Here is a 17709-nt window from a genome sequence, read left to right as displayed (position 1 = left end):
TTATTATGCGGCGGCGTCCGTCAGACGCTTTTCACGGTTCAAGGTTTGCAACGCCGAGACATCGACGATCAAGGCCACGCTGCCGTCGCCCAAAATGGTCGCGGCGGAGATGCCCGGCACTTTGCGGTAGTTGCTTTCCAGATTCTTCACCACCACCTGATGCTGGCCGATCAGCTGATCCACCAGCAGCGCATAGCGGCGGCCGGCACTTTGCAGGATGACGACGATGCCCTGCGTAGCGTCGGTTTTGGCGCCTTCCACTTCAAATACCCGATACAGTTCTACCAGCGGCAGGTATTCGCCGCGCACCTGCAGCACGCGTTCGCCGCCGGCCAACGGATGAAGATCTTCCGCCTGCGGCTGCAGCGATTCCATCACCGCGTTCAGCGGCAGAATGAAGACTTCGTCGTTCACCTTGACCGACATGCCGTCAAGGATCGCCAGCGTCAACGGCAGCAGGATGCGGATGGTGGTGCCCTTACCGGCCTGTGAACGGATCTCGACGTGGCCGCCCATCTCCTGAATATTCCGTTTCACCACGTCCATGCCGACGCCACGGCCGGAAACGTCGGTCACCTGCTCGGCGGTAGAGAAGCCCGGAGCAAAGATCAGCATGCCGACCTCTTCGTCGCTCATGCTGTCGCTCACCGCCAGCCCTTGCGACGCGGCCTTGGCGAGAATTTTTTCGCGGTTCAGGCCGGCGCCATCGTCGATGACCTCAATACAGATGTTGCCACCCTGATGTTCGGCCGACAGCACCAGATTGCCCACCGCCGATTTACCGGCGGCGATGCGGGTGGCCGGTTCTTCGATACCGTGATCGAGGCTGTTGCGCACCAGGTGCGTCAACGGATCGATAATCCGTTCGATCAGGCTCTTGTCCAGTTCGGTGGAGCTGCCCTGCAGCGTCAGTTCCACCTGTTTGTTCAGCTTGCCGGCCAAATCGCGCACCAGGCGCGGGTAGCGGCTGAAGACATATTCCATCGGCATCATGCGGATCGACATGACCGACTCTTGAAGATCGCGCGCGTTACGCTCCAGCTGGCTCATGCTGTTCAGCAGATCGCCGTGGTTCACCGGATCCAGCGTGCCGGAGCGTTGCGCCAGCATCGACTGGGTGATCACCAGCTCGCCCACCAGGTTGATCAGCTGATCCACCTTTTCCACCGCCACGCGAATGCTGGTGGATTCGCTCGCCTTGGCGCGCGCTTTTGGCGCTTCCGCCGCTGCGGCGGCCGGTTTAGTGGCGGGCGGCACGGCGCTGGCGACCGGCGCTGGCGCAGGTTCCGGCACGGCGACCGCTTCCGGTAAGCTCGCTTCCACGGCGGCCGGTTCGCTTTGCGTCGGCGTCGAGAAGCTGATTTGTTCCGGTTCCAACACGAAGCACAGCACGGCGCTGATGTCGTCTTCGCTGGCGGAGGTGAGCAACGTCACGTCCAGACTGTGTTCCGTCTGATGCGGATCTTTAACCTCGCCGAGGTTGCCCAGCTCTTCCAACATCAAGGGGATTTCACTGGCTTTTAGCCCGTTCAGGCTGATGCGCATGCCGCCTTCGATCGCCGCCGGCGCGGCTGCGTGCTGAACAACGGGCTGCTGAACGGCCGGTTGAACCGCGGGCGCCTCCTGCTGCTGTTGCGCTTCCAACGCCAGCTGGCGCAGCGCCTGGCAAATGTATTCAAAGCTTTCGGCGTCAGGCTGTTGCGAGGTTTTATAGGCGTCCAGTTGCTCCTGCATAATGTCTTTGGTTTCCAGAAACAGGTTGATAATCTCGGTGCTCAGGCTCATTTCCTGGCGTCTTGCACCGTCCAGCAGGTTCTCCAGCAGGTGGGTAGTTTCCTGCAGCACCGAAAAGCCAAAGGTCGCCGCACCGCCCTTGATCGAGTGTGCCGCGCGGAAGATGGCGTTCAACGGCTCGATATCGGGGGCCAGCGGATCCAGCTCCAGCAGGTGTTGCTCCATGTCGGCCAGCAACTCGTCCGCCTCATCAAAGAAGGTCTGATAAAAATCGCTAATGTCCATGCTCACGGGGTCACCTCTGGCTGTGAGTCGCGGTTAGTCGGTGCGGGCGCAGCCGCCGATTGTTCCGGCGTTTGGCCGGCCGGGGCTATCGCCGGGGATGTCTGCGATTGGGCGGCAGGGTCCATCGCCGGCGGCGTCGCTTGATCGGTCGGCGTTACCGCCTGGGGTTCCGGCGTTTGGCTGGCCGGCGCAGTCGCCGAAGGCGCCAGCTGCTTCAGGCTATCCGGCTGGGCGATATCCATCGCGTTGCTTTCGGCATTTTCGTGTTCGATGCCCTCTTGCGTTTGCTTGTTCAGCACCAGCACGGTGATACGACGGTTGATCGCATCATCGGCGCCGTGCTGTTTCAGGCTCATGGTGGCCGCCATGCCCACCACCCGCAGCACCTTGCCTTCCGCCAGGCCGCCGGCAATCAGCTCGCGTCGGGAGGCGTTGGCGCGATCGGCCGACAGTTCCCAGTTGCTGTAGCCGCGCTCGCCGGTGGCGTAAGGGATATCATCGGTGTGGCCGGACAGGCTGATCTTGTTCGGCAGGTCGTTGAGGATCGGCGCTATCGCCCGCAGAATATCGCGCATATAACTCTCGACCTGCGCGCTGCCGGTTTTGAACATCGGCCGGTTCTGGCTATCGATAATCTGAATGCGCAGCCCCTCATCCATCATGTTGATCAACAGATGCGGACGCAGCGCCTTCAGGCGCGGATCGGACTCAATCAACTCATCCAGCTTTTCGCGCAGCTTGTTCAGGCGCAGCTCTTCGGCGCGCGAGTCCGGCGAGTCGACCTGCTTTCTCACCAGGCCATGCTGTTGCGTTGGATCGTCGCCGCCGCCCGGGATTGGGCTGCTTTCGGAACTGCTCTTGTCGCCGCTGGTCAGGGCAACCTTGAGCGGCGTGCGGAAATATTCGGCGATTTGCGTCAGCTCCTGCGGGCTGGCGATCGCCAGCAGCCACATCACCAGGAAGAACGCCATCATCGCCGTCATAAAGTCGGCATAAGCGATCTTCCAGGAGCCGCCGTGATGGGCGGCATGATGCGACTTGCGCTTTCTGACCAGAACGACCGGATGATTCTGTTTCATGCTTCTTCTTCTTCCGTCGCCTGCTGCGCCGGCGCTTTCACGCGGCGCACGTGTTCTTCCAGCTCAACGAAAGAAGGACGTTCGGTGGTATACAGCGTTTTGCGGCCAAACTCGACCGCGATCTGCGGTGCGTATCCGTTCAGGCTCGACAGCAGCGTGACCTTGATGCACTGCATCATCTTGACGTTTTCGGCGCTCTTCTGGCGCAGCAACGTGGCCAGCGGCGAGATGAAGCCGTAGGCCAACAGAATACCGAGGAAAGTGCCGACCATGGCGTTAGCGATCAGCGCCCCCAGTTCCGCGGCCGGCCGATCGGCCGAAGCCAGGGCGTGTACCACCCCCATCACCGCCGCGACGATACCGAACGCAGGCAAGGAGTCACCCACCATCGCCAAACTGCCGGCGGGCACTTCGCTTTCCTGCTCGTAGGTTTCGATCTCTTCGTCCATCAGCGCTTCGATCTCGAACGCATTCATATTGCCGCTCACCATCAGCCGTAAATAGTCGGTAATGAACTCCACCAGGGTGTTATCGGCAAGGATGCGCGGATAATTAGAGAAAATTTCACTTTCTTGCGGATTATCGATATCGAACTCGAGCGACAGCATGCCTTGCTGACGCGATTTGGCCAGCAGGCGGAACAGCAACGCCATCAGATCCATATACAGATCTTTGTTGTATTTGGAACGGCGCATCAGCCGCGGCAGCGCGCGCAGCGTGGCTTTGATTGCTTTGCCGTTGTTGCCGACGATGAAAGCGCCGACACCCGCCCCGCCGATAATCAGAAACTCCGCCGGTTGGTATAACGCACCGAGATGACCGCCCACGATCAGATAGCCGCCAAACACCGCACCCAATACCACGAGATAACCCAAAATAACTAGCACACGCATTCCTTAAATTAACAATGTGGATGGAAGGTGGGGCAAACGCGCCCTGGCGCGACAGACCAGGCTGCGTGTCTGGGGGCGGCATGCCGCCCCTGCGTATCACACGTCGGTATTCATTGCCGAGAGCCGGCAACGTGGCGGCTCAAATGGCGCGTTTGACCTGCTCGTCCAGCAGTTGAGGAATAATATCGGCCAGTTGCGGCGAAAGTTTACGTCTTTTTACGGCGCGGGATGGAGGTTGGCATAAACTGCAGATGAAACCATTCAGCGGCTGATGCGCATGAGTGATAAATGCGCCGCCGCAGCAGCTGCAGGCGGAGAGCTGCAACATGCCGCTATCGACGAAACGCACCAGCGTCCAGGCACGGGTCAGCGCCAGCAGCGGCGCCTCGCCGGCCTGCTGCGGGCACTGTTCCAGGTAGAGGCGATAGGCTTTGATCACCGCCTCCACTCCGCTGCACTGCCCGCTTTTCATCAGAAACAGGTAGGCGTTGTAAAACATCGACGAGTGAATATTTTGTTCCCAGGTCATAAACCAGTCGGTTGAGAACGGTAACATTCCTTTTGGCGGCGGGCTGCCGCGTAACTCCTTGTAAAGTTTAATCAAGCGCCCACGGCTGAGCTGAGTTTCACTCTCCAGCATCTGCAGTCGGGCTCCCAGCGAAATCAGCTCCATAGCGAGCTGAATGTCCTTGGCTTCTTGAACGATACTTTTCTCAACCATCATCAGGCTCTTTTCTTCGTCGGGCTAGCGTCTTTACTCGATAGCTCTTGCAGTAAATGGCTTGATAGCAAAATGCCGGTATGGATTTGTTGCAGATCGTCGACGCGCGACTCTTTGGTCAGGCGTTCGATGGTCTGGCTTTCGTTAAAGCGGAAGTGGCAAACCAGCTGGTTGGTCTCGGCCAGTTTGACCATTTGCGGCAAAGTCAGCTGCGCCAGCGCATCGGCCATGGTTTCATCAATACCCAGGCGGAACATCGCGGACGCTTTTTCATCGTTGATCAAACGCTGTGCTAAAAGTAAATATGACAAATTGATGTCATAAATATGCTTAAGTAATTCAGACGTACCCATATTCCCCATCCCGACAGACTATGTTTAAAAACATACGCTGGGTGATAAATTTTATCGCCCGTGACTTGGGTTGTTTCCCAAAGTTGGCAAATTAATCTCTCAAAAACGACTGCTATAATTTTCTACAATCGCTAAATTCGACCACTGTTCAGTATTTGCTACGAGCGTAAACCTACGTGTATGGATGTACAGCATTCTGCTTCGATAGTGTTTAGTCACCATGAAACTATTTTTACAAATTTAATAAGATTATTCCTAAAGCAGCGCAACTCTACCCCCGAACCATTAGCACACACAATGTAAGTGAGAGGCAATTTTAAATACAATGTGACATAGATCACAAAAATAAAAAATAATTAAGCCAAATACCCCCAAATACGCTCACTTATTGACCGTCATTTTGTACACAAAACAACCATAGGTAAAAAAACGTCTTAAAAACAATGTTTATCCGCCAAAAAATTATCTTTTTTAGATCAATTCGAACAAAAGCATCACCAAACCAAAATAACAGAACAAAAATCTGCATATAGGCAACAAACTCAGTATAAATAACCATTTGAGTTACTAAAAAATATCCAAGCTGAAAAATAACCGGTGTAAACTATAAGGTTATTAGCTATCGGATTTGACTTAAGCCCCCAGCCTGAGGCTGTTTTAATTTTCAACATCAGGTGATTATGGCTTATCAATGATTCGCGGGCGTAGTGAACAAGCTCACAGACGTAACGATATGTTTCCGTATTAGCACGATGCAAGAATACTTTTTTTGCGTTAAATTCCGCCAAAACGATATATCGGCAGCACGCCATAAATCTTTAATGCTTTTTATTTCTTTTTTGTCGTCGTGATAATTTCCCCTCATCCCCAGATGATTATTTACATGGCTTACGATTTCATCCCCCTGATGGTCATAAAATAAAACGCAGTTTTGTTTTACTCTTCATATTTCTCCATCGAGAAAAACGGCGTTTTAACGTCAGCGGCGGCGAAAAACACCCCCCAATGCCGCGGCCGGGTGAAAAAATCACTGCAGAATGAGGCCTGGCACGGCGGCGCGTGCTTGTGCACAGCAGCGACGACGACGCGTCTGCCGTCAGCCGCCCTGAGACTTTCCCTATTTCTCCATTTATCAGCAGGATGAGATTGCTGACGGCGCACGGGCATATTATGATTTATCAAAGCGCCGCTACGGGCGGCGTGACATCATTACCCAGTGCAATTTATCTACTTGAAATGATTTTTGTCAGGTCGTACATCGCTACCTCGACGGCGTCGCCGTGAGCCGCCGATGTGTTATTCACCCGGCTTTAACTATTAACAGGCTATATTTTAATCATGACCGATACGCTCGAATATCTGCTGACATTCCGTAAATGCTCCTCTTTGGACAGCCTGGAGAAGGTGTACGACAAACTGAACTACTCCATTGAAAATGATACAGAAATGAGCAATATGTACCGCGCTGCCGACCACCGTCGCGCTGAGCTGGTTGCCGGTAAACTGTTCGATCTGGGCAAGGTGCCGAAAACGCTGTGGACGCAGGTGCTTTAATTCAGTGAAATTACGTGCGGCAACGGTTTTATCTTTTATTGCTATATAACCGGTGCAAATTCAGCTTTTATTGCCGCGCGTGATGCGAAACACATTTATTCCACCCGCCAGGTTCTACCCTTTATCCGACGCAAGACTTCCACCAAGGCCACCGATGCGGCAGCCTGAAACACGATGGATACAACAAGGAGTAGGATATGGGGTATCAAAACGTTCTGGTCACCGTTGCCGTTGCCCCTGACAGCCACCGTCTGGTGGAAAAGGCCGTCTCCATCGTCCGCCCTTACAGCGGCAGCATCACCTTGCTGAGCACGCTCGCCAACCCGGAAATGTACAATAATTTCGCCGGGCCAATGCTGGGCGATTTACGCACGTTGATGGAGGAGGAAACCCGGCTGTTTATGGAGGAACTGCGTCAACGCGCCGGTTACCCGATCGCCGATACGTTGATCGTGCACGGCGAGCTGGGTGATAGCCTGGAATACGCCAGCCGCCGTCAGCCGTTCGACCTGCTGCTCTGCGGCAACCATCGCGACGGCATGATGAATAAGGTCTCCTGTTCCGCCGCCCGCTTTATCAATATCAGCCATATCGACGTGCTGATCGTTCCGCTCTAAGGCTAAGCACATTCGGTAACGTTGCCTTGCCGCCCCTGGACTAGGCTTAACGAATCTTGTTTGTCGCAACGCAAAGGAGCTTTCGATGTCCCCTTCTCAACAGAACCGCCGCTTCCTACTGGCTTCGCGTCCGCACGGCGAACCGACGGCGGCCAACTTCCGTCTCGATACCGTCCCCGCACCGCAGCCCGCCGCCGGGCAGCTGGTGCTGCGCACTGTTTATCTGTCGCTGGATCCTTATATGCGCGGGCGCATGAGCGATGCCCCCTCCTACGCGCCGCCGGTGGAGATCGGTCAGGTCATGGTGGGCGGTACGGTATCGCGCGTGGCGGCTTCACAGCATCCCGATTTCAACGTCGGCGATTGGGTGTTGGGTTATGACGGCTGGCAGGATTACGCCCTGTCTGACGGCAGCGGCCTGCGCAACCTAGGCCCGCACCTGCCGCATCCTTCCCGCCTGCTGGGCGTGCTGGGCATGCCGGGATTTACCGCTTACATGGGGTTGCTCGACATCGGCCAACCGCAGGCAGGTGAAACGCTGGTGGTCGCCGCCGCCAGCGGTGCGGTCGGTTCGGTGGTCGGCCAAATCGGGAAGCTGAAAGGCTGCCGCGTCGTCGGCGTCGCCGGCGGTGCGGAAAAATGCCGCTATGTGGTGGAAGAGTTGGGTTTCGACGCCTGTCTCGATCACCGCGCCCCTGACTTTGCCGAACAGCTGGCGGCCGCCTGCCCAAAAGGCATCGACATCTATTACGAAAACGTCGGTGGGGCGGTGTTCGACGCCGTACTGCCGCTGTTGAACACCAAAGCACGCATTCCGGTGTGCGGCATCATCGCCCATTACAATGCCACCGGATTACCTGCGGGGCCGGACCGCTTGCCCCTGCTGGAAGGGCTGATCCTGCGCAAACGCATCCGCATGCAGGGCTTTATCATCTTCGACGACTACGGCTCACGCTTTGACGAATTCTTGCAACAAATGAGCAGTTGGGTCGAACAGGGGAAAATCAAGTTCCGCGAGGACATCGTTGATGGGCTGGAGCAGGCGCCGCAGGCGTTTATCGGCCTGCTGCAGGGCAAAAACTTCGGCAAACTGGTGATCCGCGTCGCCGACGAATAACCCGTAGCAGGGCGTGGTACACCACGCCCTGCTTTTAATGTACGGCGCCGTCGCCGAATCGCACATCTTCCTCTACCGTCAGCGTCACCTGTACGACCGTGCGCACCGCTTCCACCATCGTCGCCAGCGCCATGCTCGGCTTGCCCGGATGGGACGCCGCCAGTTCATGACTGTACGGAATATGTACGAATCCCCCCCTGACACTCACGTGCTGCGTCTCCAGATAGTGCCGCAGACCGTAAAAAATATGGTTGCAGTTATAGGTACCTGCCGTATAAGAGACCGCCGCCGGGATCCCCTGTCGGCGCAGCTGCTGCACTGCGGCCTTCACCGGCAACGTGCTAAAATACCCTACCGGCCCGCCCGCCACCACCGGTACGTCGATCGGCTGTTTACCGGCATTGTCGGGAATGCGGGCATCGATCAGATTGATGGCCACCCGTTCCAGCGAAATCTCGGCCCGGCCGCCGGCCAGGCCCAGACAAATCACCGCCAGCGGCTGCAGCGCCTCAATCGCCGCGATCAATTGCTGATTGGCCACGCCCAATACGCAGGGCAGCTCGAGCACCGCGATCTCCGCGCCGGCAATATGTTCACCGGCCAGCGCCTGCGCAATTTGCCAGGAAGGATTCACCGTATCGCCATCGAACGGCTCAATGCCAGTGACCAAGACTTTGTTCATCATTTCCCCTGATTGAAGGCTAAATTTGTGTGCTTTCAGCCTAAAGAACACAGTATGATTCTGGAAATGGATTATCTGTATATAGAGTATTCATAAAATGAATTTAGCCAGCGTCGATCTCAACTTGCTGGTGGTGTTTGAGGCGTTGTATCAGACGCGCAACGTCACCGCCGCAGGCCGGCGTCTTAACCGCGCTCAGCCCTCCGTCAGCAATGCATTGGCGCGGCTGCGCATTCTTCTCAACGATCCCCTGTTTGTGCGCAGCGGCGGCGGCATGTCACCCACGCCGCGCGCCCACCAATTGATGCCGCAAATACAGCAGGTGCTTGAACAGATCCATCTGGCGTTGGCCCCCCCTGCCCGTTTCGATCCGGCTACCGCCGGGCAGCGGCGTTTTACGCTGGCGGCCGGCGACTATGCCGATATCTTGCTGCTGCCCACCCTCATCAGCCGGTTGCGTCAGACTGCCCCCGGCATCGATATTCGCGTTTCGCGTCTGGATCGCCGCAATATTTACCGGCAACTGGATCGCGGCGAGGTGGATATCGCGCTGGGAGGGCACCTTTCCGGTGCGGAAAGCCACTATGTGCGCACGTTGTTTGAAGAGCACCTGGTGTGTATCGCCAGCCGTTCACACCCCCAGCTGGCGGATGGCCGCTGGGATCTGGCACGCTACCTCAGCCTGCCGCATGGGCTGTACGCACCGGCAGACGATGGCTCTGCCAGAGGGCTGGTCGACCGGCGTCTGGCGGAAATCGGCGGTCAGCGGCGAGTCGCCGTGACCTTTTCACATATTGCCGCTCTGCCGGCCGTGGTCGCCGACAGCGATCTGATCGCCACGCTGGCCGCCAGCGCGGCCCGGCATTTTTCCGATCCGCAACGCGTACGCATTCTCCCACTGCCTGACGAGTTGGCCATCGCGCCTTTCCCCATTGAGCTGATCGCCGGCCGGCAGGCGCAACGCGACCCGGCTTTAATCTGGCTCTGCGAGCTGGTAGGTCAACTCTCCTTCGACTCCTCTCCACGTTAACGACGGTATTCGCTGCATTTTCAACCGTTCAAACGCATGTTCCCAGGCCCGTCGGTGGGCCCTGGGACGCCCACCAAATAGGAATCATCCGAATTAACATTCGCCAAATTTATATATTTGATCATCTTTAACTGGCAAATGGTAAGGATAAAAAACAGTCAGCGACTTTTTTTACGTAAAAAAAGAGTTGTTTTATAAGCACGTTGACTTATGTGTTACACATTTATTCTTTGGTATTACCAATTTCCCAATAATTTGAGATAAAAAATGATCTGCTCGCATCTATATGTTTTAGATAATAAAAAACAAGATCGTGAGCAAGTTAACGAATTGAGCATTGATCCACAAGGCTATTTTGCAAATGCAGAGCTCTATTGTAGACTGCACAAATCGTGCCTTTGTGTAAACTTTGTTAAATCTTTCGTCAGTTCCTGTCTCTATTCGTGACAGATACGCCATCGGGATCGCGCGTCAATTCTCGTGCGGTAGCTATGCCTAAAGCGGGGAATAGTATGGATCGTCTTATCATTGCGCACACGCCCTTGCCCTCCCATCAGCTGTTGTTCAGAAGCCTTTCCGGCGAGGAAAAACTGGCCGGATTGTTCGAGTTCGACGTCGAGTTGCTCAGCCCCGACAATCGGCTCGATCTGAAAGCGCTGCTGGGACAAAAAATCACGCTGGAGCTGCGGGGCAATCCGTTGGCACCGCGTTATCTCAACGGCAATATCACGCGCATGACCCTCTCCGGCCGAGAAGCTGGCGGCAACCGTTACTATATCTACCGCGCCGTGCTGCGCCCCACGCTGTGGTATCTGACGCAAAACCGCGATTTTCGCATCCACCAGGAAAAAACCGTTCCCGACATCCTGACTCAGGTGCTGGGGCAGTATCAGGTGAAAATCGATAACCGCCTGAGTTACGACTACCGCATCTGGGGATACTGCGTGCAGTATCAGGAGAGCGATTTCGATTTCATCAGCCGTCTGATGGAACACGAAGGCATCTATTATTATTTCACGCACCAGCAAGACGGCCATACGCTGGTGCTGGCTGACGCGCCGGCGGCCCATCAGGAACTCGCCGGCTACGCCAGCATTCCCTACCAGCTCGCGGAAGGCGGCCTGGTGGAAAACAAGGACAGCATCAATAGCTGGAGCGTTTCTGACGCCATCACGCCCAGCCTCTATAGCCTGGATGACTACGATTTTCGTAAGCCGCGCGCGCGGTTGCTGGAGGCCCGGCAGAATCCCGCCTCGTTCGCGCAGGACAAAGCCGAGGTGTTCGACTGGCCCGGTCGCTATACCGATCACGCCCACGGCCAGTTTTACGTCAAGGTTCGCCAACAGGAGTTCGAAGCGCAGCACGAGCAGATGAGCGGCGAAGGCAATTCGCAGGGCATTGCGCCCGGCTACCGTTTTCAACTGACCCAGGCGCCGCGTATGGAAGACAACCGCGCCTACCTGGTGGTCAGCGCGCAGTACTTCATGCAGGAAAACAGCTACGCCAGCAACGATAATGATGTTGGCGAGCAGCGAACCGAATTTCAGGTCGTTCCGGCGGACATCAATTGGCGCCCGGCGCGCACCACGCCTTGGCCGAAAACCCACGGCCCGCAAACTGCCGAAGTAGTGGGCCCGGAAGGCGAAAGCATCTGGACCGATAAATATGGCCGGGTGAAACTCAAATTCCGTTGGGATCGCCACGGCAGCGGCAATGAAACCAGTTCCTGTTGGGTGCGCGTCTCGAGCGCCTGGGCCGGCTGGAAATACGGTGGGATCCAGATCCCGCGCGTGGGTGAGGAAGTGGTGGTCGACTTTATCAACGGCGATCCGGATCGCCCTATCATCACCGGCCGCGTTTACAACGAAGACAGCATGCCGCCGTGGGATCTGCCCGGCGACGCCACTAAAATGGGCTTTATGAGCCGCAGTAAAGGCGGCGGCGCCGACAACGCCAGCTTCCTGTTCCTGGAAGACTCGCCCGGCAACGAATCGTTCGACATGCATGCCGAACGCAACATGAACATGACGGTGGAAAACGACAAGAACGTCAATATTGACGGCAGTCGCACCACCACCATCGGGCGCCAGCAGGACGACACCGTCACCGGCGACGCCACGTTCCTGTACAAAGCGAAACGCACGACGACCGTCAATGGGCTGGACACCGCCAACCTGAACGCTCACCAGACGGTGAACATCAAAGGCGGCCGCGACCTGACGATTATCGACGGCGGCGATAAAATCGACATCACCGGCAATCAGTCTTTCAAGCTTGACGGCGCGCAGACGCAAAACATTACGCAAACCCAGCATGTCACGGTGAAAGGCAACCAGACCCTCGACATTACCGAAGGGCAACAGACCAGCACCATCAAGCAGGGGCAGACCGTCAACATCACCGCCGGCGGTCAGCACACCACCATTACTGCCGGCGGGCAAGTCCTGACGATTGAAGCGGGCGGCCAGACCGCTACCGTGACCGGGGATGTCACCGAAACCTATAATAATAACCAGAACACAACGATCACCGGCACGCTGACCATCAAGGCGAAAACCATTGATATCACCAGTGCGGACGGCGTCTCGGTACAAACGCCGAACTGGAAAGATAACTGCCACGGCTGGAAATGGGTGGCGACCGGGGCCAATTTTGCCTTCTACGGCTCCAATCTTTCGTTGACGGCGACCAGCCTTAAACACACGATGCTGGATATCTCGCATAACCCGCTGTCGATCAGCAAAACCAATTTCAAGCTCAGTAATGATCCCATGACGTTCACTCAGCTTGGCGCGCTGGTCACCAACGGCGCCTTACGGCTGAGCACCAAGGCGCTGGCGATCTTCTTGTAAAGGGACTCCCATGTCGAAGGCCAAAAATGTTTTCACCGTTATCGGGTTGATTTTATTGGCTCCCATCCTCAGTCTGGTGGGCTTTTTCAAATTCATCACGGTCGATATCTGGGGTTATTTCAAACATATCGGTTCTTCCCTCAGCGTGATGGAGAACGGTATTTCCGCTTCCGGGCAAATCGTCAGCATTCGCCAGACCAACCTGTGGGACGGAAATCGGCCGGTCTGCGAAGTCGAAGTCAAGTACATCGCCCAAGACGGAAAAAACCATACGGCCGTGGCGAAAGGCCCGATCAGCGTCGTGGATCTGCCGCGTTATCAACCGGGCCATTTCACCGCGATAAAGTACGACCCGAAGAACCCCAAAAAAGCGGTGATCGAAGAGCTTTCCCGGCTTTAAGCGAAAAGGATCCCTCAATCACGCGATCCGATTTCAACGTTCTGCAAACGGCTTATCGTTCATCAGTTCGCTAAATCACCTTGCATAAGGAAGTGTCACGATGGGCGCGTTCATTGCCTTTTCGACGCAGGACAGCCTCTGGGGACAGATCCTGTTTACCGTCTTTGGCATCCTGGTCGGCTGCGTATTGCTCGCTGCGATCGGCAAAACCTTTTTGTCGGCAAGCCGAGCGGCCGCCTTACCCATGCGGTTGCTGATCTTTGTCGCGCTGATGCTAGCGCTCCTGAAATACAATCAGCAGGTGATGTCTGCGGTGAATGCTCCCGCAGAGCTGATCGGGTTCCTGATTTTGCCCGGTTTTTTGATGCGTTACCTCGGTGCGGCGACACCCGGCAGACTGACGCTGGCGATAGAGCTGCCCTGTTTTGCGGCGCTCGTCGCGCTGCTGGTTCTGAGCACCGCCGGCGTCGGATTTTTTGCGCCCTATCACCTGGAGAGCACCGGCCAATTTACCGCCAAGGCGATCGCCGCGTCATTGTCCGTCGCCGCCGTGCTGCTGGCTCGCGGAATAAACGGGAAGGACAACGCACTGTCCTCTTGATCATCCATTTCGAAGTGGGACTCTCCCCGCATTAGCGATCGGCGCTGAACGCCGCATCGTTTTCTTCATCTGTTGTGACATAGCCTGATATCTATTAAACCGAAAAACGGATTGTTTTTGAGCAAGCAGCCTGGCTGCCAGCTGATATCCACAGGAAGCTTTACACACACAATGAAAGTCGTAAAACCTCTGCGCCTCAGCGCGCTTCATCGCCCCTTCTCTTGGCAAGGGCAAAATCATCTGGGCGTTTCCGTTTTGGCCTTGGCCGACATGGGGGCCTCCCCGCGTCTGCGCCCCGAACCGGAACTGTGGCAGTTGGCCGCCGACGAACTTACGTTAAGTGGCGGCGTGCTCGATCTGGCTATCCCAAAAGCCTGTGCGGAGTTTCTCGCCACTGGCAACGCCTACACCCACCATCAACAAGACAAAAACGCCTGCGCCGTGAAGATCCAGTTTGATTCGCTGGAGAAAACGCTGGTGGTTTTCGGCGATCGCCATTGGATCAACGATCGTCCCTCCACGCCTCTACCCTTTGCAGAAATGCGTCTGGACTGGCGCCGGGCTTACGGCGGTACTCAGTTCGCCGATAATCCGCACGGCATCGGCGCCACTCCCGAAACATTTCCGCAGGGCCGCATCCATCGCCTACCCAATGTTGAACCGCTGCAGGGACGCCTTGCGTCTCCTCGGCAAAGCGCCCAGCCGGCAAGCTTTGACGCGCTGGATATCACCTGGCCGCGTCGCTTCTCTCGCATCGGTAAAAACTACGACGCCGACTGGTTGAAGCACGGCTTTCCCGGCTTCGCCAACGATATCGACTGGCGCCTGTTCAACATGGCAGAAAGCGATCAGCAGTTTCCTCAACGTGATAGCTTGCCGCCGCGGGCTGCCTATCGGATTTGGAATATGCACCCTTCAGAACCGGTGCAGCAAGGGCATTTACCGCCGTGGCGCGCGCGCTGCTTCATCAACCGACTGCGCGGCGGTGAAACGCATTTCGAAGAGATCGCGATGCGCCATACCACCGTCTGGTTCTTCCCGCATCGGGAACAGATGCTGTTGATCTATCAGGGTAGCGCGCGCATCAATGAGGACGATGCCGCCGACGTGATGCAACTGATGCCGGCCCTGGAAACCGAAGGGGAGCCCCGTTCCACAGCGCATTATCGGCAGGTGTTGGCCCAGCGGCTGGATAAAGAACAGGGTGCTTTGCACGCTTTTCGCGAACAAGAATTGCTGCCGGAGGCGTGCATCGGTGCCTGGCTGGATACGGAAACGCCGACGCAGCAAAGCCCAATGGCGGAAAATATCGCCGCCTACGAGCACCAGCAGCGCGAAGAGCATCGCCAGCGCCTGCTGCGTGAAGGCCAGGACATCGATGAACTGTTCCCGCTACCGTCGCAAGAAGCGCCGCCGAAGCTGGACCAACTCGCCGAATTCGTCGAGCGTCTGGAAAGCCAGGCCGAGGTGCAGTATCAGGACATGCTCAAGCTGGCGCAAGCCGAGGGTATCGACCCGCTTAACCCCGGAGGGGATCACGTGTCGCCCTCCGGTGCGGAAAGCTACCAGCAGCAGCGCGATCTGCTGTTCCAGGAGGCGCGCCAGCATCCCGACGCGTTCAGCGAGAAGCAGCTGGGGGAAAGCGAGCGCGCGCTGCACCAAATGTATTTAATGTCAGCGCAGGCGCAAAGCCCTTCACTGCGCTTAAGTGGCGATCTGGCGCAAATCATTCGCCAACGCGTCGCCGCCGCCATGCTGCGCGATAAAGATCTCAGCGGCCTTGATCTCACCGGCGCCGATCTGTCCGGCATGGATCTCTGCCAGGCTAACTTACGCGGCGCGTTATTGGAAAACGCCAATCTACGCCAAACCCGACTGGCGGGTTGCGATCTTCGCGAGGCGATGTTGGCGCGCGCCGATCTCAGCGGCGCCGTCTTGCAGCAGGCCGATCTGAGCCACGCCTCTTTGGCCCTGGCGAAATGCGAAGCGACAGATTTCGGCGGCGCGCAGCTGCATGAGACTAATATTCAGCAAACGTTGTTTCAACGCTGCGATTTCACGATGGCGTCATTACGCGATTTGCTGGGATACGAAACCTTGCTCGGACAATGTGATTTCAGCCGCGCCACGCTGGCCAACATTACCCTGATGGAACTGCAGCTGGAGCAGTTGACATTCAGCCACGCCCGGCTCGACAAAGTCAGCTTCGTCAAATGCCGGTTGCTGGCGGTGAACTTCAGTCAGGCGCGGCTGGAAAGTTGCGCCTGGGTTGACACCGAGACGCAAAGCCTCAGCTTCCACGCCGCACGTCTCACGGCCTGCGCCTTTGCAGCGAAGACACTGTTGCCGCAGGCGGATTTCAGCGACGCGACGCTAAACCAGTGCAATTTACGCCAGATGCCGTTGCAGCGGGCCAATTTTAGCCGGGCGCGTCTCAATAATTGCGATCTGTCGGAAACCCGATTGAACGAGGCCGATTTCCGCCAGGCCAACGGCAGTGGCAGCCTGTTCATCCGCAGCGATTTGTCTCGCGCCAGCCTGCGCGATGCCAATTTCATTGCGGCTATCCTGCAAAAATGCGTGCTGTCAGGCGCCGACCTGCAGGGCGCCAATCTGTTCCGGGCTGACCTGTCGCAGTCGCAAGTGGATCAGGCAACCCGGCTAGAGAGAGCCTATACCGCCAGGGTGAAAACATTGCCTCGCCACAACGGGAAGGAAGTATGACCTCAAAACCAGAGCAGATACGCCAGCGCGTAAAACGCGGCGAGCCGATCGCCGGAGAGGACTTGCACGGTCTGTCATTCGCCGGTCTGGATTTGGCCGGCGGCATGTTCAACGAACTGAACCTGAACGGCGTGAACTTCTCTGACTGCGATCTGCGCGACAGCGTTTTCAGCGATTGCCAGCTCGAACACGCACAATTTACGCGGGCGGATCTGAAGCAAACGGCCTTCAATCAGTGCGCCATGTCGGCCAACCGCTTCAGCGAGAGCCATATCGAACTGACGATGTTCAACGATTGTCGGCTTGAACAGAGCGACTTCAGCCGGCTGTCGCTCAACCAAAGTCACTGGATGTCGTGCCAATTGGCCGGCGCGAATTTTTCCGCCACTCAGCACGATCGCACTACCTTTTACGAAAGCCCGCTCGACGGCGCCATGTTGAATCAGGCGCGCTTATGCCTTGTCACGTTCTTTCGATTAAATCTCTGTAAAACGCAGTTTGAAGGCGTGAACTTCGACCGCGTCACGTTTTTCGAATGTGACCACCGCGGCAAAAGTTACGCCGGGCAGAGCCTGATCGCCTGCCAGTTTACCGATAACCAATTGGACGACGTCGACTTCAGCCAGGCGACGCTGCGCCAGAGCAATTTCAAGGGCGCTTCGCTGCGGCGCGCCAACCTGACCAGCGTACAGGCGCAGCAGTCGCTGTGGCTGGAGGCCAATCTGACTCAGGCGCAGTGTCGCGGCGGGCAGTTCGATCAGGCGATCTTCAGCGAAGCGACGTTGGATGCCGCCAACTTCAGCCAGGCGCGCCTGTATCAATGCGTATTTCAGCACAGCCGATCGGCGCGTTGTGATTTCAGCGACAGCGACCTGACCTACGCCGACTTCTGTTATGCCGACATTGGCGCCGCCGATTTCCGGCGCGCGCGCTTTATGCGCACCCGTATGCATCGCGCCCACCAGCAGCAAACGCGCTGGAGCGATCGCAGCGGGATCCTCGAGAGCGACGAAGAGCTGTACGCCGCCGAAACCTGGAGCGCACAGCGCCAGAGCCGAATCTGAATG

At 56.9% G+C, this 17709-nt stretch carries 15 protein-coding genes; 9 read left to right on the top strand and 6 right to left on the bottom strand.

The features are described 5' to 3' along the window. Positions 1-3: 3 nt before the first annotated feature. The 5 genes from cheA to flhD all read right to left on the bottom strand — a co-directional run bounded on the left by cheA (position 4) and on the right by flhD (position 5065). The gene (gene cheA / locus N6G83_RS03065; protein WP_049206033.1) at positions 4-2025 is read right to left on the bottom strand and encodes a chemotaxis protein CheA; all 2022 of its coding nucleotides are present in this window, start codon (positions 2023-2025) and stop codon (positions 4-6) included. Then, complete coding sequence (gene motB, locus N6G83_RS03060; RefSeq protein ID WP_043138656.1) at positions 2022-3098, bottom strand: flagellar motor protein MotB; 1077 nt, start codon at positions 3096-3098, stop codon at positions 2022-2024. The genes cheA and motB overlap by 4 nt, the downstream gene beginning before the upstream one ends. Continuing rightward, complete coding sequence (motA, locus tag N6G83_RS03055) at positions 3095-3985, bottom strand: flagellar motor stator protein MotA (RefSeq protein ID WP_015378266.1); 891 nt, start codon at positions 3983-3985, stop codon at positions 3095-3097. Before motA ends, motB begins: the two co-directional genes overlap by 4 nt. A 145-nt stretch (positions 3986-4130) precedes the next feature. Next, positions 4131-4715: a flagellar transcriptional regulator FlhC gene (flhC, locus tag N6G83_RS03050; RefSeq protein ID WP_016927281.1), complete on the bottom strand. Its 585-nt coding sequence runs from the start codon at positions 4713-4715 to the stop codon at positions 4131-4133. Next, on the bottom strand, positions 4715-5065 hold the full coding sequence (gene flhD, locus N6G83_RS03045) for a flagellar transcriptional regulator FlhD (RefSeq protein WP_004934891.1): 351 nt from the start codon (positions 5063-5065) through the stop codon (positions 4715-4717). Before flhD ends, flhC begins: the two co-directional genes overlap by 1 nt. Positions 5066-6403: 1338 nt before the next feature. Between flhD and ydgT the strand changes: the two genes are divergently transcribed. The 3 genes from ydgT (at position 6404) to N6G83_RS03030 (ending at position 8353) form a co-directional block, all read left to right on the top strand. Then, entirely contained in the window at positions 6404-6619 is a 216-nt protein-coding gene (ydgT, locus tag N6G83_RS03040; protein WP_025303274.1) for a transcription modulator YdgT, read from the top strand. A gap of 197 nt (positions 6620-6816) precedes the next feature. After that, positions 6817-7236 (top strand): universal stress protein UspC, encoded by a 420-nt coding sequence (gene uspC / locus N6G83_RS03035; protein WP_025303275.1) that lies wholly within the window; start codon positions 6817-6819, stop codon positions 7234-7236. A gap of 85 nt (positions 7237-7321) precedes the next feature. Then, a complete protein-coding gene (locus N6G83_RS03030; protein ID WP_025303276.1) occupies positions 7322-8353 on the top strand; it encodes an NADP-dependent oxidoreductase in 1032 nt (343 codons plus the stop codon). Between the two features lie 34 nt (positions 8354-8387). Here the strand turns inward: N6G83_RS03030 and pcp are convergent, their stop codons facing one another. After that, positions 8388-9035 carry a pyroglutamyl-peptidase I gene (pcp, locus tag N6G83_RS03025; protein WP_043138762.1) on the bottom strand — a complete coding sequence of 216 codons (648 nt, stop codon included), beginning with the start codon at positions 9033-9035 and terminating at the stop codon, positions 8388-8390. Between the two features lie 97 nt (positions 9036-9132). Between pcp and N6G83_RS03020 the strand changes: the two genes are divergently transcribed. The 6 genes from N6G83_RS03020 to N6G83_RS02995 all read left to right on the top strand — a co-directional run bounded on the left by N6G83_RS03020 (position 9133) and on the right by N6G83_RS02995 (position 17706). Further along, positions 9133-10065, top strand: coding sequence for a LysR family transcriptional regulator (locus N6G83_RS03020; RefSeq protein ID WP_043138664.1), 933 nt, complete (start codon positions 9133-9135; stop codon positions 10063-10065). A 512-nt stretch (positions 10066-10577) separates the two neighbouring features. Beyond that, positions 10578-12917, top strand: a complete 2340-nt coding sequence (locus N6G83_RS03015; RefSeq protein WP_025303279.1) for a type VI secretion system Vgr family protein — start codon at positions 10578-10580, stop codon at positions 12915-12917. Between the two features lie 10 nt (positions 12918-12927). Then, on the top strand, positions 12928-13317 hold the full coding sequence (locus tag N6G83_RS03010; RefSeq protein WP_025303280.1) for a DUF3592 domain-containing protein: 390 nt from the start codon (positions 12928-12930) through the stop codon (positions 13315-13317). Between the two features lie 100 nt (positions 13318-13417). Next, positions 13418-13918: a hypothetical protein gene (locus N6G83_RS03005; protein WP_025303281.1), complete on the top strand. Its 501-nt coding sequence runs from the start codon at positions 13418-13420 to the stop codon at positions 13916-13918. Between the two features lie 171 nt (positions 13919-14089). Beyond that, positions 14090-16642, top strand: coding sequence for a DUF2169 domain-containing protein (locus tag N6G83_RS03000; protein WP_260514667.1), 2553 nt, complete (start codon positions 14090-14092; stop codon positions 16640-16642). Next, complete coding sequence (locus N6G83_RS02995; RefSeq protein WP_260514665.1) at positions 16639-17706, top strand: pentapeptide repeat-containing protein; 1068 nt, start codon at positions 16639-16641, stop codon at positions 17704-17706. Before N6G83_RS03000 ends, N6G83_RS02995 begins: the two co-directional genes overlap by 4 nt. Positions 17707-17709 lie beyond the last annotated feature (3 nt).

Source organism: Serratia sp. PL7, from assembly GCF_945957435.1.
The sequence above is the reverse complement of the archived record's forward strand: the minus strand, read 5'-3'. Positions and strand labels throughout refer to the sequence as shown.